At 43.9% G+C, this 20479-nt stretch carries 17 protein-coding genes and 2 pseudogenes; all 19 read left to right on the top strand.

Translation table 11 applies throughout. The annotated features are described in order from the left end of the window. The first annotated feature begins 6 nt into the window (after positions 1–6). The 19 genes and pseudogenes from ACZZZI_RS07265 to ACZZZI_RS07175 all read left to right on the top strand — a co-directional run bounded on the left by ACZZZI_RS07265 (position 7) and on the right by ACZZZI_RS07175 (position 20445). Positions 7–744 (top strand): metallophosphoesterase family protein, encoded by a 738-nt coding sequence (locus ACZZZI_RS07265; RefSeq protein WP_463489042.1) that lies wholly within the window; start codon positions 7–9, stop codon positions 742–744. 91 nt (positions 745–835) lie between these two features. Beyond that, positions 836–1582: pseudogene (locus ACZZZI_RS07260) on the top strand (TonB-dependent receptor domain-containing protein); the annotation flags it as partial. Continuing rightward, complete coding sequence (locus tag ACZZZI_RS07255) at positions 1554–1934, top strand: type 1 glutamine amidotransferase family protein (protein WP_463489041.1); 381 nt, start codon at positions 1554–1556, stop codon at positions 1932–1934. The pseudogene ACZZZI_RS07260 and the gene ACZZZI_RS07255, both read left to right, overlap by 29 nt. Before the next feature lie 13 nt (positions 1935–1947). After that, the gene (locus ACZZZI_RS07250) at positions 1948–2511 is read left to right on the top strand and encodes a DJ-1/PfpI family protein (protein WP_463489040.1); all 564 of its coding nucleotides are present in this window, start codon (positions 1948–1950) and stop codon (positions 2509–2511) included. A gap of 790 nt (positions 2512–3301) precedes the next feature. Then, positions 3302–3622: a DUF6660 family protein gene (locus ACZZZI_RS07245; protein ID WP_131538569.1), complete on the top strand. Its 321-nt coding sequence runs from the start codon at positions 3302–3304 to the stop codon at positions 3620–3622. Positions 3623–3726: 104 nt separating this feature from the next. Then, a pseudogene (locus ACZZZI_RS07240) lies at positions 3727–8108 on the top strand (CusA/CzcA family heavy metal efflux RND transporter). Between the two features lie 10 nt (positions 8109–8118). Then, entirely contained in the window at positions 8119–9351 is a 1233-nt protein-coding gene (locus ACZZZI_RS07235; RefSeq protein ID WP_039474397.1) for an efflux RND transporter periplasmic adaptor subunit, read from the top strand. A 150-nt stretch (positions 9352–9501) separates the two neighbouring features. Further along, a complete protein-coding gene (locus ACZZZI_RS07230; protein WP_463489039.1) occupies positions 9502–11694 on the top strand; it encodes a heavy metal translocating P-type ATPase in 2193 nt (730 codons plus the stop codon). A 3-nt stretch (positions 11695–11697) separates the two neighbouring features. Further along, positions 11698–13020, top strand: a complete 1323-nt coding sequence (locus ACZZZI_RS07225; RefSeq protein ID WP_463489038.1) for an NRAMP family divalent metal transporter — start codon at positions 11698–11700, stop codon at positions 13018–13020. A gap of 31 nt (positions 13021–13051) precedes the next feature. Beyond that, positions 13052–13705 (top strand): phosphatase PAP2 family protein, encoded by a 654-nt coding sequence (locus tag ACZZZI_RS07220; RefSeq protein ID WP_039474392.1) that lies wholly within the window; start codon positions 13052–13054, stop codon positions 13703–13705. Beyond that, the gene (locus ACZZZI_RS07215) at positions 13695–14438 is read left to right on the top strand and encodes a ZIP family metal transporter (protein ID WP_039474389.1); all 744 of its coding nucleotides are present in this window, start codon (positions 13695–13697) and stop codon (positions 14436–14438) included. Before ACZZZI_RS07220 ends, ACZZZI_RS07215 begins: the two co-directional genes overlap by 11 nt. Before the next feature lie 9 nt (positions 14439–14447). Continuing rightward, positions 14448–15134, top strand: coding sequence for a DUF1345 domain-containing protein (locus ACZZZI_RS07210; RefSeq protein ID WP_052266086.1), 687 nt, complete (start codon positions 14448–14450; stop codon positions 15132–15134). 24 nt (positions 15135–15158) lie between these two features. Next, positions 15159–15335, top strand: a complete 177-nt coding sequence (locus ACZZZI_RS07205) for a DUF2188 domain-containing protein (protein WP_167335378.1) — start codon at positions 15159–15161, stop codon at positions 15333–15335. 82 nt (positions 15336–15417) lie between these two features. Next, the gene (locus ACZZZI_RS07200) at positions 15418–15663 is read left to right on the top strand and encodes a hypothetical protein (RefSeq protein ID WP_039474385.1); all 246 of its coding nucleotides are present in this window, start codon (positions 15418–15420) and stop codon (positions 15661–15663) included. After that, a complete protein-coding gene (locus ACZZZI_RS07195; protein ID WP_039474382.1) occupies positions 15660–17612 on the top strand; it encodes an LTA synthase family protein in 1953 nt (650 codons plus the stop codon). Before ACZZZI_RS07200 ends, ACZZZI_RS07195 begins: the two co-directional genes overlap by 4 nt. A 7-nt stretch (positions 17613–17619) precedes the next feature. Beyond that, the gene (locus ACZZZI_RS07190) at positions 17620–18312 is read left to right on the top strand and encodes an HD domain-containing protein (protein ID WP_052266071.1); all 693 of its coding nucleotides are present in this window, start codon (positions 17620–17622) and stop codon (positions 18310–18312) included. Positions 18313–18321: 9 nt separating this feature from the next. Continuing rightward, entirely contained in the window at positions 18322–18780 is a 459-nt protein-coding gene (locus ACZZZI_RS07185; protein WP_231491317.1) for an MgtC/SapB family protein, read from the top strand. A 12-nt stretch (positions 18781–18792) separates the two neighbouring features. Next, a complete protein-coding gene (locus tag ACZZZI_RS07180; RefSeq protein WP_082018554.1) occupies positions 18793–19584 on the top strand; it encodes a phosphatase PAP2 family protein in 792 nt (263 codons plus the stop codon). 468 nt (positions 19585–20052) lie between these two features. Beyond that, positions 20053–20445, top strand: a complete 393-nt coding sequence (locus tag ACZZZI_RS07175) for a hypothetical protein (protein ID WP_156131433.1) — start codon at positions 20053–20055, stop codon at positions 20443–20445. Positions 20446–20479 lie beyond the last annotated feature (34 nt).

Raw genomic sequence — 20479 nt, 5'->3', positions numbered from 1 at the left:
TCAGATATGAGAATTGCATTATTTTCTGACGTCCATGCCAATTTCCCCGCTTTTGAAGCCATGCTGCAAGATATGGACAGCCAAAAGCCCGATGCCGTATATTGTCTGGGGGATCTTGTAGGCTACCATATCTATCCCAATGAAGTCATTGATGAAATCCGCAGAAGAGGGATTGCAACCTTAAAAGGCAACCATGACGAAAAAGTTGAAAATATCATTACCACTCCTGAAAGTTTAAATGAACCGGAAAAAAAATATGCTTATCACCTGATTCGTGAGGATAACAGGGAATATCTGACAACGCTTCCGGCACATATCAGGTTAGAATATAAACTGAACGGTGAAAAACTAAACCTTGTTTTTGCGCACGGCAGTACCAGGAGCATAGATGAATATATCCTGATAGACACAGATGCAGACTATGTTTTGGAAATGCTTAAAGAAGCTGAGGCAGATCTGCTTTTTGTCGGGCACTCCCATAAACCGTATCACCGAATCTTAGAGACACGAGATGGACGGCTTAAACATTTGATCAACCTGGGATCCGTCGGAAAGCCTAAAGACGGTGACCTAAAGGGATGTTACGTTATAGTTCACTTAAATGCAGGCAGTTCCACAACCGATAAAAATAGTATCGAAATTGAATTCAGACGTGTTGAGTACGATGTGGAAGCATCCGCCATAGCTATCATAAACAGCCCCCACCCCGATGAGTTCGCTGATGCCTTGAGGCTTGCAAAATAGGCATAAGGGATATACCGAACCTTATTTTTGCAAAAATTAGAAGACATTGGCAAATTCTTGGTAAACGGATGTATTAAGCCTTACCCCAAAATTTGTTTTGAGCTATAAATTAGACCAGGACATGCTCTTATATGGAAGCTATGCACGAGGTTTCCGTGCCGGGGGATTGAATACAAATGCTACCGATCCGGCTCAGGTTCCTTATGCACCGGAGAATTCAGACAACTTTGAGATCGGTTGGAAGAATATGTTCTTTGATCACAAGCTAAAGCTTAACCTGACTGCATTTTATCTAGAACAGCACAATCAGCAGATTAGTACTGCAATGGATGGCATCAACGCACTCATCTTAAATGTGGGTGAGATGCGAAATAAGGGTCTGGAACTGGAACTTACTGCGTTGCCTGTTAAAGGCTTGCAGATCGACTGGAATGCAAGCTTTTCCCGCGCACGTTATTCCTCGCTGTTACTTTATAGTGCAGATCAAAATGCAGTGGTTAACTTCAAGGGAAACCAGCCAATTAATACTCCACCCCTTAGTTCTATGCTTGCTGCACAATATACCTACAATTTTGCCAGAAGTAAACCAGGGCTATCTGTTTTTGGCAGGGGAGAGTATCGATACTTGGGCAGGTTTTATTTTGATTTTATTAACGGCCTGAGCCAGCCAGGATACACTCTTTTTAACTTCAAGACAGGTATTACGACTAGGAGATTTGAGCTTAGTGGCTGGATGAGAAACGCATCCAACGCGAAGTATGTAGCCTACGGCTCATTCAGATCCTTCATGCTTGGAAGCCCTAAAACTTATGGAACAACATTTACCGCAAAATTTTAATTCTATCCAAATGAAGAAAGTAATTTTAGCTGCATTGCTGACAATTATTATGGCAGCTTGCACAGATAAAAAAAAGGAAACAAAACAAGACGGTAAAGGTGCAGAAAAGCAAAGGATTGATTTTCCTGCACCTAAGTCAAAGATAAAAACTGTGGGTATTCTGCTGTATGATAATTACGCGTTGCTGGATGCAATGGGTCCATATAATATATTTAGTGAACTGATGGGAGCAAAGGTGTTCTTCGTCGGCCGTCATAAGGGAATGATCTATACTTCCGGTATGAGCGTGCAATGCGATAGTTCCATTAATGAGGTCAAGCAACTTGATATTCTGGTCATCCCGGGGGCTTAACAGATCCTATTCATTGACAAAGGATACTACCTTGCTGACTTGGATCAGGAACATCGACAAACGCTCGAAATACACAACCAGCGTATGTACCGGTGCATGGTTACTTGCCGCAACAGGACTATTAAAGAACCAACAGGCTACAACACACTGGTACGGGAAATCATTGTTAAAAGATGAGTTCGGGATTAGTTCTCAAAATAAGCGTTACGTAAAAAGTGGTAAGTACTGGACCAGCGCAGGTGTTTCTGCCGGAATCGACATGAGCCTTGCAGTGATAAAGGATATCATGGGCGAAAAATATACGCAGATGGTTATGCTAGATCTGGAATATGATCCCCAGCCACCAGTTAAAGGTGGAAGAACGGATAATACTGACCCCTTCGTTGTAAAGGACATGAAGGAAATGTACGATGGGGGAATGGAAACTGTACTGCATCCTCAATCAATGAAAACTGGCTATGCTATTGATAATAAGGCCGACCCAGTTTGTCAGATGGCCGTGGCTTCTAGTGTTAGAGATACAGTCCATTATAAGGGTAATATCTACGGCTTTTGCTCGGGCAGCTTCCAGGTTTAAGCAACATCCAGCAGCTTACAACCAGTAATAAATTTAGCTTTTGACCTGCAAATTGTAATCACGCTCTATATCTATTAGGTCTTAAGGCATAAATTAACAAAAAACAATTATAGATTTTCACCTCTCGACTTAGAGAGGTGGAAAATTGCTTTATTCGTTTTCCGTCTTAAATCCTAAAATAAGTGAAATAAAAAGTACATTATTCACTTGCCTTTTCAAGCCAATCCGCAGCCCATCAATGCAAATGATAGACCAGCTTAAATGTGAGCGGAACCTCGCAATGAAAATACTGATGCGCATAAATTATTTAATTTTTTTTGCACAGATCGCATAATACACCTATAGGTAAAGGGGCTGGATATTTGATGTTTTATCGGGTCCTATTGCAAAAGTTAATCGTGTAGCTTAAAAAGCGACCTTCGTTACTAACGCAATCTGATATTTTATATTTAACGCTATATTTATTAACTTTTATTGTCCGAAAATTTTTTTTACTTCTTTCCATCTCAAAAAACTCACAAGTTGGTTATTTTCACTATTATCTTCAATAAACTGATAGTTATCAGTTTTTCTTCAGTTCAATTTTTTGAGAAAATGTTTTGATTTAGGTGGTTGATAAAGAGATAAAGCGTGTTATTTGCCTCCATAGATAGCCCGCAGTAATTAAATTATTAAATATTTAAATTCCTTTTGGGTGCATCCCGACACAGCACATTAATTTTCTATCTCGTTTTTTAACATAAAATTTGTATTTGCAAATAAATGCATATATTTGCTTAAATTTTTCAGAATGAAAAAATATATTCTGTTTTTATCCTTCATTATCGTATCTATGAGCTGCATGCCTTGCAGTGACATATTTGCTATGGGTAAAATGTCGAATATTCCTTCTACTGAAAAGAGTGTATCCACACATTCTAAAAGTGATCAAACCAGCGATTTATGCTCTCCATTCTGTGTTTGTTCTTGTTGTAATACAACATCTGAAGTTTTACTTATCAATAGTCTTGTCATCATTTCTACATCTGTGAGCACTGAATTTGATGAGGCTTACAAGGGAGAGGTTATCTCATTGCCTTTATCTGTTTGGCAACCGCCAAAATTAAGTTAAAAATCGATTTTCATTTCGATGCTGATTTTTGCCTGCATAATTGTTTGCTGGGCAATCTCTTGCGTTGATCTGTTTTTTTTATTTTTTACTTAATTAAACAAATAATGCTGAAAAAAATTATTCAGTTTTCCATAGCGAACAAGCTAGTTGTAGCACTGTTTACATTGGGCCTGATCGCATGGGGAATTTATTCCCTAAGACAACTTCCTATTGATGCTGTACCCGATATTACCAATAATCAGGTTCAGGTCATTACCCTTAGCCCATCACTAGCTACCCAGGAGGTAGAAAGACTCATTTCCTATCCGGTAGAACAGACCATGTCCACCATACCTGAGATCGAACAGGTACGTTCCATTTCTAGATTCGGACTCTCTGTAGTTACCATCGTTTTCCATGATGATGTTGACATTTATTGGGCCCGTCAGCAAGTAAACGAAAAGTTAGCTGAAGCCAAAAATAATATTCCCTCAGGACTTGGCAATCCTGAAATCTCACCGATATCAACAGGACTCGGGGAGATTTACCAATATGTAATCCATGCCAAGCCTGGTTTCGAAAAGAAATTCAATGCCCGTGAACTCCGAAGCATACAGGACTGGATTGTAAGGAGACAGCTTCTGGGAACTCCGGGCATTGCCGAGGTCAACAGTTTCGGAGGCCTTCTAAAACAGTATGAAATTGCCCTAGATCCCGATAAACTAAGAAGTTTAAACCTGAGCATCAGTGATGTTTTTGCTGCGCTTGAACAAAATAACCAGAATACCGGGGGGCTTATATAGACAAAAAACCTAATGCTTATTTTATCAGGAGTGAGGGCTTGGTCGGTAATCTCGATGACATTAACAAGATCGTTGTCAAAAACAATGCAAATGGTATACCCGTGCTCATACATGATATTGCCACCGTGCAGATCGGAAGTTCTATCCGCTATGGCGCTCTGACCCGGGCGACTAAACAAGGTGAAGGAGAAGCTGTCGGAGGCATTGTGATGATGCTGAAAGGTGCAAATGCAAACAATGTTGTTAAACAGGTAAAGGAAAAAATTGCTCGTATCGGCAAAACCCTCCCTCAGGGCGTAACCATTGAACCTTTCTTGGACAGAAGTGCACTTGTTGACCGGGCCATGGGCACGGTTGCCAAAAACCTGATCGAAGGAGCGTTAATTGTAATTTTCGTTCTGGTCTTGTTCCTTGGGAATTTCAGAGCCGGACTGGTGGTTGCATCGGTCATCCCGCTTGCCATGCTATTTGCGATTTCTATGATGAACCTTTTTGGGGTCTCGGGTAATCTGATGAGCCTTGGTGCGATTGATTTCGGACTCATTGTGGATGGCGCGGTAATTATCGTGGAAGCTACCATGCACATACTTTCGGAAAACAAATTGGGCAGGGCATATACCCAAACCGAGATGAATGAGCAGGTTGAAAAATCTGCCGTAAGGATGATGAGCGCTGCTGCATTTGGACAGATCATTATTCTGATCGTTTATCTTCCTATTCTTGCCCTGGTAGGTATTGAAGGTAAGATGTTCGGACCGATGGCACAAACGGTATCATTCGCCATCATGGGTGCCTTTATATTATCACTTACCTATGTGCCGATGGTGTCTTCTATTTTCTTGAGTAAGAAGGGCGCACATAAAAGGAATTTTTCAGACCGTATGATGGATTTTTTCCAGCGTAAGTATTCTCCGATGATCAAGGGTGCGCTGAACAGACGTTTTCTAGTCGTTGCATTCTCTGTTGTGCTGTTGGCCATCAGTGTTTTCATATTTACGAAAATGGGAGGAGAGTTTATTCCCACTTTAGAAGAAGGCGATTTCGCGGTAGAGACCCGGTTATTGACCGGTAGTTCGCTATCACAGACCATTGACAAAGTAAATCAGGCGTCCAAGATCCTGGTTGAAAAATTTCCTGAGGTTAAAGAAGTGATCGGAAAGGTTGGTGCAGCAGAAATTCCCACAGATCCCATGCCCATGGAAGCCTGCGATCTGACGATTGTATTAAAGGATAAAAAAGATTGGACAACAACCCACGATAGGGAGGAACTGGCAGAGATGATGAGCAAGGCACTTGAAGAAGTTCCCGGCGTTAGCTTTGGTTTCTCTCAGCCGATCCAGCTCCGATCAAATGAACTGATCTCCGGGGTAAGACAGGATATCGGGATAAAGGTCTTTGGCGATGACCTTGAAGCACTAACCAGCATTTCCCAAAAGATAGGTAAGATCGTTTCAGGTGTGGAAGGAGCAAAGGATCTGTACCTTGAACAGGCAACCGGTCTTCCGCAGATCGTCGTAAAAATCAACCGTGATCGCATCGCCCAATATGGGCTGAGTGTAGGCACGGTCAACCAAGCTCTTAACACGGCATTCGCAGGTCAGTCCGCCGGGCTAGTCTATGAAGGTGAACAGCGTTATGATATCGTTGTGCGTCTTTCCCAGCAAAATCGTCAAGGGATAGATGATGTTAAAAACGTATACGTAACCGCACCGAATGGCAACCAGGTACCACTGGATCAGCTGGCACAAATCGAATTCAAGATCGGTCCAAACCAGATTCAGCGGGAAGATACCAAGCGAAGGATTATCGTAGGCCTTAACGTCCGCGGTCGGGATATCCAGAGTGTGGTTACGGAGATTGAATCCAAGATCAATCAGCAGATCAAGCTTCCGGCAGGATACTATATCACTTATGGCGGCCAGTTTGAAAACCTGAAGGAAGCAACCTCAAGACTCTCTGTCGCAGTACCTGTAGCGCTTTTACTGATCCTACTGTTGCTATATTTCTCTTTCGGGTCTGTGAAACAATCCATACTCATCTTCTCGGCTATTCCCATGGCGGCAATTGGTGGTATACTTGGCCTTCTTTTAAGGGGAATGCCTTTTAGTATCTCAGCAGGCGTAGGTTTCATTGCGCTCTTTGGGGTGGCGGTACTAAACGGAATTGTTCTGATTACGGAATTCAACAGGCTCAAGAAAATGAATAAATACAGTATCCGCGATATTGTACTCGAGGGAACTTCCATACGTTTGCGACCAGTGTTGATGACTGCAACAGTTGCCTCTCTTGGATTTCTTCCCATGGCGATATCAAGCGCAGCAGGTGCGGAGGTGCAAAAGCCGCTGGCTACCGTCGTGATCGGTGGATTGATTACCTCAACAATATTAACCCTAATCGTACTTCCCGTGCTTTATACTTATTTTGAAGGTTGGAAAAGCAAGAAAACTGCCCTTCCAACAACTGTAGTTGCCATTGCAATGTTCATCGGACTGCTTTCAATGTCTCCTCAGACGCAAGCGCAGACCATTCCCAATCAGGGCATGAGCCTCGAACAGGCTCTGAACACCGCTTTGAACAATAATCAGGCTGTCAAGTCCTCTACCCTGCAGATTGGCCGTCAACAGGCACTCCGCGGATCTTCAACGGATCTGGGGAAAACGACTGTCGAACTACAGTACGGACAGATCAATACCATTAAACGTGACAATAACTTCTCAGCATCCCAGAACATTCCCTACCCTGGGCTATTTAAAAGCCAGCGTAATCTGTATGATGCGCAAATCAGGGGAGCGGAGATCAGCCTGCAGGTGACCCAGAGGGAACTGTCCTACCAGGTAAAAACTGTATACGCCCAGCTGGAGTATTTTATTGCCCTTCGAAAACTTTACAACAGTCAGGACAGTGTATATAGCAATTTCCTGAAAGCGGCCTCACTAAGGTTTCAGGCAGGGGAAACCAATCTGCTGGAAAAAACTACAGCTGAAACCCAATACAATGAGGTACGCAACCAGATGAGCAAAAACGAAGCTGATATTTTAGCTTACACAGCTGAACTTAAGCGTTTACTTAATACCCGGGAACAAATCAGCATTATGAATGCTGAATTTACTCAGGTATCCTGGAACATCAATCCAACCGATACCGTAACCGCTGAAAATCCAATTCTTGCACTTCAGGCCCAGCAGATTCAAATTGCCGATAAAGCCATCAGGCTGGAACGTTCACGTTCAGGTCCCGATTTCAGTGTTGGTTATTTCAATCAATCCATTATTGGTGCCCAGAACGTTGGCGGCCAGGACCTTTATTTCAATGGTGGCAAGCGTTTTCAGGGTGTTTCAGCTGGAATATCCATTCCACTTTTCTTTAAACCCTTTGCCTCCAGGATAAAGGCGGCAAAGATTGATAAACAAGTAGCAGAAAGTGATTTTGTCCTCTCCCAAACTGACCTGCGCGGGCGGTATGAGCAGGCTTTTCAGGACCTCCAAAAGAATTCCAGAAGTATAGCCTATTATAAGAATAGTGCCCTTCCAAATGCCAACTTGATTTTAAAACAATCTCAAATTGCCTTCCAGGCAGGGGAGATCGGTTATGTGGAATATCTTCAGGCCCTTAGAACTTACTCAGATATCCGTTTCAACTATCTGGAAGCCATCAACCAATACAATCAATCCGTATACACATTACAGTACCTAAAAGGTCAATAACAATATTAAAATGAAAAAATTATTTAAAATCCTAAGCCGATTATCTTATGTAGCCGCACTAGCGGTGCTTCTCTCTTCCTGCGGTAGCAAGGAAAAAGATGGCGCTGGAACGGAAGGCGCTGCGGATAGTACGGCAACTGAAGAAAGCAATTCTGTAGAGCTCAGCCAGTCACAGTTCAAGACTGTGGGTGTAGAACTTGGAAGTCCCGAACTCCGCGCACTCAGCGGTATGCTCAAAGTCAACGGATTTATAGACGTTCCCCCGCAAAATCTGGTTAGCATAACGACCCAGATGGGCGGCATCGTAAAATCAACTCCATTATTACAGGGAACAAAGGTAAGTAAGGGCCAGGTGATCGCTATACTTCAAAACCAGGAATTTGTTCAGATGCAGCAGGACTACCTTGAAAGTAAGAGCCAACTGGAGCTGTCAGATTCAGAATACAAAAGACAGCAGACTCTTGCTCAGCAGAACGTTAATGCACAAAAGACCCTGCAGCAGGCAAAAGCAGCTTATCAAGGGAATCTTGCCAGGGAAAATGCGTTGAGACAACGCCTCCAGCTTATCAACATCAGCCCCTCTACGCTCACCGCCAATAACATCCGCAGTCAGGTGAATATCTATTCCCCAATCAGCGGATATGTAACCAAGGTAAACGTGAATACCGGAAAATTTGTAGCACCCAACGATGTAATGTTTGAGATCGTCAACAGTTCAAACCTTCACGTCGAGCTAAATGTGTTTGAGAAGGATGCACAGATGGTCAAAAAAGGTCAAAAGGTACTTTTTACACTGACCAATGATTCAACCCAACGGACTGCAACCGTGCAACTGGTGGGCGGTGAGATCAATACCGATAAAACAGTGACCGTTCACGCGATTGCCCAGGGAAGTACGGGATTTATACCTGGTACTTACCTGAAGGCTTTAATCGAGACCGGTACCATGCAGGTTACCGCCTTGCCTTCTGCAGCGGTTGTAGACTTTGAGGGTAAAAAATACATTTTCGTCAAAAATACAGCAGATAAAAAAGCAAATGAACCTGCGAAAGCGGAGAACGGGGCTACAACGGCAAGCAGTGGAACAGTGCACCATTTCGAAATGGTGGAAGTGACAACAGGAATATCCGATGGTGGTTATATTGAAGTAACCATGCCCGCTGGAAGAGATTTCGCGGGTAAGGTCGTATTAAAGGGAACTTACGATCTCCTGTCCAAAATGAAGAACAGCGAGGAAGAGTAGCTTCCCGGACAGATATTTTTCAGTACACACAGTTGAATAAGGTGCCTCGTTAGGGAGGCATCTTTTTAAAGAAAAATATGATCCCAAAAAGGCGATAAGTATACCTCAAGTTCTTGCACTGAATATCCAATTAAATCAATCTACCCCGACATGGAAAACAAGAATAAAAAATCTGAAACTAAATCAACTGGCAAAAAGCCCGTAATCCGGGAAAAAGGTCCGGATGCCAAAGAAGTTAAAAAGGAGGAGACTCAGCAAGACAGTAAAACTGCAAAACGCATCACTCCGGAAACGCAACCTAATAGAAAAAAAGAAACGACTAAGAAAAAGGATTCAAATAAAGACCATACTAATGAAGAAGGCGAAGATCATGAACATGGCGGGATTTTCGGTAAAAACACCGAAATGATCTTTGCCATCATCTGTGGGGTGGCCTTAGGGACAGGATTTGGGATTTCCTTCATCGAAGGTGTGCCAGAATGGGCAAGCCTGGTGCTCTACATAACGGCCTATTTCTTTGGTGGTTTCTTTACGGCCAAGGAAGCTGTGGAGACCATACTGAAAGGTGGGTTTGAAATTGATTTTTTAATGCTGGTTGCAGCAATAGGCGCGGCTATTTTGGGTTCATGGGCTGAAGGTGCACTGCTGCTGTTTTTATTTAGCTTGGGACATGCCCTGGAGCATTATGCTATGGGCAAGGCCAGGAAAAGTATCGAAGCTTTGATCAGCCTCGCACCACCTACAGCTCTGGTAGTCAGAGGTGGTAAAGAATCCGAAGTGAGAATCGAGGAACTCGAGCTCGGGGATGTCATTATCATTAAACCAAACAGCAAGATCCCGGCAGATGGGGTTGTTGTGAAGGGGGAAGGTAGCGTTAACCAGGCGCCAATCACAGGGGAAAGTGTTCCTGTAGATAAATCTCCCGTTCCTGACCCCGATACCGACTACACCACCGATAAGAAGATTAAGCCGCAATTCCGCGTTTTTGCAGGAACCATAAACGGCGCTTCGGTTCTTGAAGTAAAAGTCATTCGCGAGGCTAAGGACTCCACCATTTCCCGTTTGGTGAAAATGGTCAACGAGGCGGAAAAACAAAAATCACCTACCCAGCTTTTTACCGATAAGTTCGAAAAATATTTTGTTCCAACAGTATTGGTGCTGGTAGCACTACTATGTTTTGCCTTTTTGGTGATCGATGAACCGTTTAGCAAAAGCTTTTACAGGGCAATGTCGGTATTGGTGGCCGCAAGCCCATGTGCATTGGCAATCTCTACGCCTAGTGCGGTGCTCAGTGGCGTCGCCCGGGCAGCACGTGGTGGCGTTCTGATAAAAGGCGGCAGACCTCTCGAGGATCTGGGTGCACTTAATGCCATTGCATTTGACAAAACCGGCACACTTACCGAAGGAAAACCCCAGCTCACAAACGTCATTCCGCTCAACGGTGTTGATGAGCAGGATTTAATGGCTATCTCCATAGCCGTAGAGAAACTAAGCGATCACCCGCTCGCCGAAGCTATTGTTAAGGGGGCAGGTGAGCGAATGAAGAAAAAAACGCTTCCCCAGGCCCATAACGTGAAAGGGATCACGGGTAGGGGCGTTCAGGCAGAGGTGGACGGCAAAAAGGTATTCATTGGGAACAAAGCGCTCTTTGAAAAAGATGGCATTCCGGACGATATCAGAAAGCAGGTTGAAGATCTGGAAAAGGGTGGACATACTTCGATGCTGGTCAGAGTGGAAAAGAATTTCATTGGTATACTTTCTCTCATGGACGTTCCCAGGGATGAAGCCAAGAATGTGCTTAAAGAGCTTTCCGAGCTAGGGATCAAAAAGATGATCATGCTTACCGGTGATAATCAACAGGTTGCCGAGGCGGTAGCCAAGCAGATTGGGGTAACCGAGGCCTGGGGGAACCTGATGCCCGAGGATAAAGTGAAGGCGGTACAGAAGCTTGCCAAATCAGAAAAGATGGTCGCCATGGTGGGGGATGGCGTGAACGATGCTCCAGCCATGGCCAAAAGCACAGTTGGGATCGCTATGGGTGCTGCAGGATCTGATGTAGCACTGGAAACGGCCGATATCGCCCTGATGGGCGACAAGCTGGAAAGCCTTCCCTTTGCTATCGGACTCAGTCGCAAAGCTAAAGGTATCATTAAGCAGAACCTATGGATTTCCCTTGGCGTTGTTGGTGCTTTGATTCCCTTGACTATTGCAGGGATCGCCACAATCGGTCCTGCGGTGATTGCCCACGAGGGTTCAACCCTTGTTGTTGTATTCAATGCGCTAAGGCTTCTCGCTTATAATAATAGCTATAATAAGAAAACTCCAAAAGGGAAGAAAAAATAAAGCATGGTTAAAAAGGTTAAAAAATTCCTGAAGGCCCTTGGGCCGGGCATCGTTACCGGTGCGAGTGACGATGACCCATCAGGTATTGCCACCTATTCGCAGGCTGGAGCGAAATATGGCCTTGCAACACTTTGGACAGTGATCATCACATTTCCCCTGATGGCAGCAATTCAGGAGATCTGTGCTCGGATCGGGCTGATCACAACGGTCGGCCTGACCACTACGCTTAAAAACCACTATCCCAAATGGGTACTGTACCTGATGATTATATTCAGTGTTCCCGCTATTGTGCTAAACATAGGCGCTGATATCGCTGGAATGGGCGCAGTGGCACATCTTATATTTCCTGGTATCCATGCCATAATTTTCAGTGTGCTGTTTACCGGGATTCTGCTATTTTTTATCATCTACCTGCCTTATTCAACATTCGTCTCGGTGTTAAAGTATCTGTGCCTGACACTAATGCTTTATATTATCGTTCCCTTTTTTACCAAGCCCGATTGGGCAGCCGTGATGAAGGCTACCTTTATTCCAACTATCAAATGGAACAAGGAGTTTATTGGCATGTTGGTAGCGATTCTGGGAACGACCATATCACCATATCTTTTTTTCTGGCAGACTGCAATGGAAGCTGAGGATGTAAAGTCTGTAAAAAGGCAGATGATGGTCAATAAAAGACTGGTCAGTATCAATGGGGAAAAACTCACAGGCGAGGAACATAAGAAAAAAGAAAACAAACTCCTCGGACTACTCATCAGCAAGATGTCGCTGGACGTGAACCTGGGTATGTTGCTTTCCAACATGATTATGTTTTTTACCATCCTGGCTACCGGAACTGCTTTGTATAACCAGGGTATTCGTCAGATCGATACCGTGGAGCAGGCTGCCAAAGCACTTGAACCCGTTGCAGGGAAAGCATCTTACCTTCTTTTTGCCCTCGGGGTGATCGGAACAGGGTTTCTTGCAATCCCCGTACTCAGCGGAAGCTTGTCCTATATCATCTCTGAGACATTCGGATGGAAAGGCAACCTGGACAGGAAGTTCAATCAGGCAAAGCCATTCTACGCAGTTATTATTGTATCGGTAATTCTGGGCTTACTAATGAACTATATTGGAATCAGCCCCGTGGATGCACTGCTCTACACGGCTATACTTTATGGTGTGACCTCGCCGGTGATCATTGCCATATTGTTGCACATTTCCAATAACCGAAAGGTTATGGGAGAATTTACCAACGGCAGAATTTCCAATATCCTTGGCCTGGCAACATTTCTGCTGATGGCAGTATCGGCAATATTCCTGATCTACCTCCAATTTACCTCATAAATAACAGGCAGCCACAACCTTCGATAAAAACATGAAAGATAAGATTCCATTTCCGGTTCTAATTACAGGCTTAGTTTTTTTAGGTCTGATGGCTATGTTTACGTTTGCCGATACCCATATTTTAAGCTATCTTAAAAACCAAGATGAGCTTCTGCTTTTTCTGGCCAATGAAAAGCATTCTCGTTTCTGGGACCTGGTATTAAAGGAGTCAGCTAGCTTTTGGTTCTGGATACCCTTTTATTGTTTCCTCTTACTAATGCTACTCGCTTATGACCGGGTCAGATTCTTAAGAAAAGTCATTTTTATTCTTATTTATTTATTGGTTTCAATAGGAAGCCTGACGGCTTTAAATAGGATTTTTGGTCATCTGAGGCCCCTATACGACCAATCTTTCAAAACCGAACTTAAAATCAGTATCAATGGTGCGGGTGAGCTTTACGGTTGTCTTCCGATTCCTTCTATTGCAGCAGGTCTCGCGATTCTCATGGTCCTGTTCTTTGGCAGGCGCCATTTGATTCTAAATGGGGTGATTGGACTTTGGGCTTTGCTTTACATGTATAGCAGGGCCTATAATAGCTGGAACTATCCCAGCGAAATTATTTTCGGTGCAGGCTTTAGCCTCGCCCTTGGATATCTTTCCTTTTATGCCTATAACCTTTATTTAAAAAAGAGCTATGCAGGTTAATCAACTGATATCAGTTAATATACTGCTGTTTGCAGTCGTTCCGGTTATTCTGCTATTGATCGGAGGCATGATTGTTACCTGGAAAAAGCCAACAGTCGCGCTGCAGAGTACGATCCTTCACTTCGCCGCGGGAGTGGTCTTTTCTGTGGTTGCAGTGGAACTTTTGCCTGATATGATCAGGATCCATGATACCACCGCAATCATAATAGGCTTTACCCTGGGTATTTCGGCCATGCTAGTCATCAAATGGTATACCGCCAGGCTTGAACTTAAAATGGGCGGATCAAATGATGGAAAGCTTTTGCCATGGGGAATGCTAATTGCAGTAGGCATTGACCTGTTGCTGGATGGGCTTCTCCTCGGGATCGGATTTGCAGCAGGATCAAAAGAAGGAACCCTGCTTGCACTGGCGCTTGCCATGGAATGCCTTTCGCTTGGCCTTGCGGTAGGAACCAGGCTGACCAAACTTGGAAGTTCCAAAAGCAGGCTGATGCGCATCCTTTTGATTTTTGGACTCGTTTTTTTATTGGGAACCGCAGGTGGTTTTTTCATGCTGCATTTTACAGGAGAAAAAGTGTTAGAGCTCGTGCTCTCCTTTGGCAGCGCAGCCTTATTGTTTTTAGTTACTGAGGAACTGCTGGTGGAAGCCCATGAAGAAAAGGACTCCCCATTTTTCACAGCCGCCTTTTTCGCCGGATTTCTATTATTTATGGTTCTGGGACTCATCATTTAATCAATGCCAATGCAAAACGTAAAAAAAATCAGCCAACTCGATGCCCATCATAAGCTTTACATCTCGCTTGGTGTTGCCATTACTGCCCTCGGAATATGCTATGCTGTGGAACTGGAGAATTCGCTCAGGTGGATGATTGCATGGCTTAGTTATGCGCTCACGAGCATCATCCTTGTCTGGATAACGATTCGTTCCGCTCATCCCAGTCAGATCAAACACGATGCCCATGCCCAGGATTCAAGCAGAACATTTATTTTTTTATTTGCCGTTGCCGCTGCTTTCGCCAGTCTTTTTTCCATTATCATGCTGCTGCGGGAGAATTCTGATAAGACTGATCAGAGCATGTTGACGGAGATCATCGTTCCCCTGCTTTGCGTGGTCAGCTCGTGGTGGCTTGTCCATACCGTCTTTACGATGCGATATGCACATTTTTATTACTGTGACATCGACCATGAGAAGAAAGGGAAAGTAGAAAAGCCGGGCGGACTCATCTTTCCTGGCGGGCAAGATCCGGATTACATGGACTTTGTTTACTTCGCCTTCGTGGTTGGAATGACCTTTCAGGTATCCGATGTAGAAATTTCCGCCAAACGTATCCGCAGACTTGCCTGGATGCATGGGGTACTTTCTTTTGCTTTCAATACGGTCATTGTGGCCCTAACAATTAATGTGCTCTCGGGCATGGTTCAAAAATAATTTAAACAACAAAAAATATATAAAATGGCCTGGACAGAACAGAATTTTCCGATGGAAATGAAAGACCTCGACCCAAGGGTGAGAGAGAAAGCACTAGAGATTGCCAATGAACTTAAAAATACAAGAGAAGTAAGCGAACTACATATAGTGGAAGTCGCCATCAACAGGGCTCAGCAATGGTTCATGAACCTTGAGGGGTAATAATAACCGATCAAATACAATATGATTTAAAAAGTGGTCAGGAGTTCAGAAATCTTCGGGCCATTCAAAAGAATTTAATCAAATGCAGAACAAAAGAAACATAAAGGCCCGGCCCGCTGCTGCCGGGACTGGCGGAAACGCCGCAAGGAAGAAAAAGTTGAAAACCCCAAGGACTTCCATATATCGAATGGTTTTTTATTGGATAATGACACTGCTCCTTATGCTTGGCGTTTATTCGAAAGCTAGGCATTTTTTCAGGATCCACTGGAACAAAGATAAAAAGCCAATAACCCAATCAGCCTCCCCCAATCAAAAAACCGAAAAATGATAAGATCTATTTTCATCAAAAGTCGCTACAGCCTCCTGCATTATTTTATGCTAAGTTTTCTTGTCGTCTCCAGTTTCTTCAGGATCATTTTAATCGCGATGTCCTTCAGCAAGGGAGGGCTCAAAACCATAGACATATTTACTGCACTTGCAAAGGGCGTGGTTTTCGATCTGGGGGTGAGTATCTATTTTTGCTTATTTTATGCCGTTTATCTGCTTTGCCTTCCCCAAAAATGGAACGGGTCAGCTTTTGACCGCACCTTTACCAGGATATTATTGTTTCTAATGGTACTGATATCGGTATTCTCTTTCTTTGCTGAATTTACCTTCTGGCTGGAATTTGAAAGCCGCTTCAATTTCATAGCAGTAGATTATTTGATCTACACTTACGAGGTACTGCACAACATCAATGAGTCTTACCCACTCCCGCTTTTAATTGCAGGCGTTGTACTCATTTCCCTGCTATGGAACTATCTCATGCGTGCAGCCTTCAGGATCAGTTTCCGTTCAGTTACCCCTGTTCTCCACAGGTTTTTATTTACCCTACTGATTGTTTTGATGGCAATATTTTATGGCCAGAAGGTGGACAATTCCTGGGCCGAGCGTAGCAGTAACCGATATGTAAGCGAAATTTCCAAAGCGGGGATATATTCATTCATTGCAGCGTTCCGCTCAAATGAGCTGAACTATGACCAGTTTTATCCCATGACATCAGAGATGGTCGCATTTAATACCACAAGAAAAGAGCTGTCATCTCCATTGGCAAGATTTATGCCAGGGGAAGGTTCGATTCGCCGAATCGTTTCCAATGGCAATGGCCAAAGCAGATCGAACGTGATCATGGTGGTAATGGAAAGTTTTAGTGCGGATTATATGGGAACCTTTGGTAATGCACAGGGACTTACGCCAACACTTGATACCCTCGCAAAACAAAGCGTTTTATTTAAGCGGATGTATGCCACTGGCACACGAACGGTACGCGGTATGGAAGCGCTTTCCCTAGCCCTTCCGCCAACCCCTGGAAACAGCATTGTCAGAAGAGAAAATAATGCAAATCTAACCACCATTGGAAGTATATTTTCTAAACGCGGGTATTCAACTTCTTTTTTTTATGGTGGGGATGGCTACTTCGACAATATGAATCAGTTCTTTGGTAACAATGGATACGAGATAACCGATAGGGGCCGAAAACTAACAGTGGGAGATACCTATAAGGTAAAACGAACGATCCTAAAGGATGATCAGGTTGCCTTTGAAAATGCCTGGGGCATTTCTGACGGGGACCTGCTTTCTGCAGTGATCCGTGATGCGGACAAACGTTTCCAGACAAAAAAGCCGTTCTACGATTTTGTGATGACCACATCCAACCATCGTCCTTTTACCTATCCCGGAGGAAAAATTGATATCGCCCCGGGAACGGGGAGGGAGGGGGCCGTGAAGTACACTGACTTTGCCATCGGTGAATTTTTAGAAAAAGCCCGGAAAAAACCTTGGTTCGACAATACGATATTTATATTCATTGCTGATCACTGCGCTGAAAGTGCAGGGAAAAATGAAATCGATATCTCCCGGTACCATATTCCCGCTATGATCTATAATCTTAAAGGACAGGTCCCTTTGACAATTTCAGCCCTCTGTTCTCAGATCGACCTCTACCCAACCTTGTTTGGATTGCTCAAATGGGATTTCCAGGGCAATAACTATGGAATGGATGTACGCTCAGTAGCCTATCGCCCAAGGATCATGCTGGGGACCTATCAAAAACTTGGCTATCTCCGCAATGACACGCTTGTGGTACTCAGCCCACGAAAAGCCCCCCAGAGTTATAGGTACGATTTCACTACAAACGTACAAACGCCCGTAAAGACGCCAAAAAAGATAAGTCTGGAAGCCATCTCGCTATACCAGAGCGCCTATCATCTTTTTAAAAATGGTGGATTAAAACAATAACAATCATATGAACAATTATTTTTTATTGCTAATTGGTTTGTTTTTAGGGATACTGGCGCTCTTAATAGGAAACTATTTTTTCAAGTTAAGAAGGAAAAATGTATTTGATCTGCTTTTGGAGGAGACCGAGGCTTACGTTAGTCAACTCTTTCAACAGCACTGGCATACCGATCTGGTATACCATGACCTCGAACACACAAAGCTTGTAGTTAGCCGAACACGCGAAATTGCTTCGAACTACCGCCTGGACAAGCTCCGTGAGTTTGTACTCTTCGCCGCAGCTTGGTTTCACGACACCGGGCAGCTTTTGGGCAGCCCCGCTGGTCATGAAGAGAGAAGCGTGATTTTAATGCGAGAGTTTATGCTCGATAGAGGAATTGAACTAGATGTTATTTTCGATATAGCGGCTTGCATTCGGGCAACTACAATACCTCATGATCCCAGGAATACGATCCAGGAGATCATCTGTGATGCGGACACCTATAACCTTGGAAACGAGGAATTCCTGATAACTGATGAGAAGGTGGCAAGAGAGGTCAATAAAAGAAGCGGAATGGATTTGACAGAATGGGATAATAAAACACTCAACTTCTTAACTGCACATCGTTTTTTTACTCCATACTGCAGGTCTTTACTGGCAACAGGAAAACAAGCAAATATTGAAACGGTCAAAGCGCGGATAAAGAAAAAACAACACTAAAAAATGGAAATGGAAAACGAATGGGATATAATCCTAAGGCTTCTTGTAGCTTTCATTCTTGGATGCATCATCGGTCTTGACCGTGAAAAACATGGCAGGAGTGCCGGAATACGTACTTATGCCGCGGTGTGTCTCGGCGCCGCACTCTTCACCGCCATTGGCGAGCATATGGGGGACACAGCGGCAGCCTCTAGAATCATTGCCAACGTTCTGGTGGGCATTGGTTTTTTGGGTGCAGGAATCATTTACAAGAATGATCAAACCAACACTTCACAAGGCCTCACTACCGCAGCTACCCTGTGGTGTACCGCGGGAATCGGTGTGGCCGTAGGACTTAACATGTTCCTCATCGCAGTAGCTGCTGCCCTGGGAATCTATTTCTTGCTGAGTCTTCATCACCAGAAATGGTACGTAAAATGGAAAAAGAAATTTAAACATGAGAATGACTCGCATACCGCTGATGATTAAAATATATATAAGATGAGTTTTTTTAGAATATTATTTTGGTTGCTGTTCACATTCCTGCATCCCTTTGCATCCTTTTCACAAAAACCAGGGGATACGTTGCTGATGAAAAAACAGACCCTTGCGGACGGCATAACAGAACACGGCGACTTTAAGATTCGGATGTCACCAATAGTGGGAGCTGCAGCCTCAGCAAGTATAGTTTACGGATTTGTAAAGCTGGGAAGCCACGAACTCACAGACCTTGATATTGCCGCCAGGCAGGAGTTTGCACTTGAGCATCCGCACAATAAGTTTAGGATAGATGACTATCTGCAGTTCGCCCCCGGGGTATTGGCGCTAGGCCTGAGCACGGCTGGCATACAAGGAAGAAATAAAACCATTGACCAGGCCGGGGTCTATCTGCTGAGCAATATCATACTTACCGCCACCTGCCAATCCCTTAAAAGGATCACCCAGGTGACCAGGCCGGACGGATCCAGCAACGCATTTCCTTCAGGGCATACCGCAGAGGCATTCGCATCGGCAGAACTGCTCAGTCAGGAATATAAGGAAAGATCAGTTATTTACCCCATTTCAGGCTATGCTGCCGCAGTGGCAACCGCATATTACCGGATGTATAATAATAAGCACTGGCTCAGTGATGTTGTAGCAGGAGCAGGGATAGGTTTTCTTTCCACGCGGGCATCTTACTGGCTATATCCAAAGATTAAAAAAATCTTTACACAAAAGGAAATCGGGCGTTCAGTAGTAATGCCCAGCTACAGTCACGGAGCAATTGGAGCCGGTATGTTCAGTTACTTTTAAAAACAGTGCGGTTAGAATATAATTTCGTTACCGCTGCAATTTCAAAATAGGTTGCACCGCTGCGCGTAAAGTCAAGCGTAGAATCGCAATAATGCACAGGATGCTGAAAACATCAAGCAATAAACAAAATAAATTAAAAGTAGGACATCTTCTTATAGTACTTGTTAGGCTATAAAGTTACCAAAAAAAGGTGATAAGCACAGGAGATTTCCAGTAAAAATAGATTAAGGAATTCATGAGAAAAAATAAAAAGAACCCATATACCCAAGCAGTCCCTCTCCATGTCTCTGGCCGAAGAAAAATGCTACTCAGGGTGTTGATTATAGCGGCAGTGACACTCTTTACAATACTTTTATGGTTCATGGCCTTGATATCCCCTAAAGGACATGGGCATAAGGGTCGTATTGAAAGTAAGTCAGTTCCAGGTTCAAATCGATCGCGGTTGAAAGCAATGTAAATAAATTCATTATGAACTTCCGCCTGGTCTACACCGTTCTTTTACTTGCATTCAGTTTCCTGCTGGATCAGTGCCTCGTGCTCGAGAATCCACACAATAAAATTTCACAGTATAATCAGCGTGCTAAACACGGTGCCGGGGAGTTTGAAACTGTCCTGCATGCCATCATTTTATCTTCAAGCCATCAGGAAGTTAATCAGGAAAAAGATAAATTTAGTTTCGACACTTTCAGAACACTCAACCATCCGTATTTTTTTCTGACCTCCCACCTGTTGCAGGCGAAACCGGTTCTCCAAAATTCCTCAATACGTACTTATTTTCTTAAATCTCCCTGTTTTCGAGGACCACCGAAATCCGTTTATAATACTTTGGCCGGCCTCTCTGACTTGCAAAGCATGTCTTAAGGAGAACTTTCAAACCCCTTGCCGCGGCGTTACT

The sequence above is a fragment of the Pedobacter sp. AC190 genome (assembly GCF_979258025.1).
This window is presented reverse-complemented; position numbering and strand designations above follow the sequence as displayed.

Excerpts from the sequence above, each read along its gene's own strand:
- ACZZZI_RS07255 (WP_463489041.1), top strand. The coding sequence starts at position 1,554 with ATGGAACAACATTTACCGCAAAATTTTAATTCTATCCAAATGAAGAAA.
- ACZZZI_RS07195 (WP_039474382.1), top strand. The coding sequence starts at position 15,660 with ATGATAAGATCTATTTTCATCAAAAGTCGCTACAGCCTCCTGCATTAT.
- ACZZZI_RS07205 (WP_167335378.1), top strand. The coding sequence starts at position 15,159 with ATGGCCTGGACAGAACAGAATTTTCCGATGGAAATGAAAGACCTCGAC.
- ACZZZI_RS07225 (WP_463489038.1), top strand. The coding sequence starts at position 11,698 with ATGGTTAAAAAGGTTAAAAAATTCCTGAAGGCCCTTGGGCCGGGCATC.
- ACZZZI_RS07185 (WP_231491317.1), top strand. The coding sequence starts at position 18,322 with ATGGAAAACGAATGGGATATAATCCTAAGGCTTCTTGTAGCTTTCATT.
- ACZZZI_RS07190 (WP_052266071.1), top strand. The coding sequence starts at position 17,620 with ATGAACAATTATTTTTTATTGCTAATTGGTTTGTTTTTAGGGATACTG.
- ACZZZI_RS07220 (WP_039474392.1), top strand. The coding sequence starts at position 13,052 with ATGAAAGATAAGATTCCATTTCCGGTTCTAATTACAGGCTTAGTTTTT.
- ACZZZI_RS07200 (WP_039474385.1), top strand. The coding sequence starts at position 15,418 with ATGCAGAACAAAAGAAACATAAAGGCCCGGCCCGCTGCTGCCGGGACT.
- ACZZZI_RS07215 (WP_039474389.1), top strand. The coding sequence starts at position 13,695 with ATGCAGGTTAATCAACTGATATCAGTTAATATACTGCTGTTTGCAGTC.
- ACZZZI_RS07210 (WP_052266086.1), top strand. The coding sequence starts at position 14,448 with ATGCAAAACGTAAAAAAAATCAGCCAACTCGATGCCCATCATAAGCTT.
- ACZZZI_RS07245 (WP_131538569.1), top strand. The coding sequence starts at position 3,302 with ATGAAAAAATATATTCTGTTTTTATCCTTCATTATCGTATCTATGAGC.
- ACZZZI_RS07175 (WP_156131433.1), top strand. The coding sequence starts at position 20,053 with ATGAACTTCCGCCTGGTCTACACCGTTCTTTTACTTGCATTCAGTTTC.
- ACZZZI_RS07180 (WP_082018554.1), top strand. The coding sequence starts at position 18,793 with ATGAGTTTTTTTAGAATATTATTTTGGTTGCTGTTCACATTCCTGCAT.
- ACZZZI_RS07235 (WP_039474397.1), top strand. The coding sequence starts at position 8,119 with ATGAAAAAATTATTTAAAATCCTAAGCCGATTATCTTATGTAGCCGCA.
- ACZZZI_RS07265 (WP_463489042.1), top strand. The coding sequence starts at position 7 with ATGAGAATTGCATTATTTTCTGACGTCCATGCCAATTTCCCCGCTTTT.
- ACZZZI_RS07230 (WP_463489039.1), top strand. The coding sequence starts at position 9,502 with ATGGAAAACAAGAATAAAAAATCTGAAACTAAATCAACTGGCAAAAAG.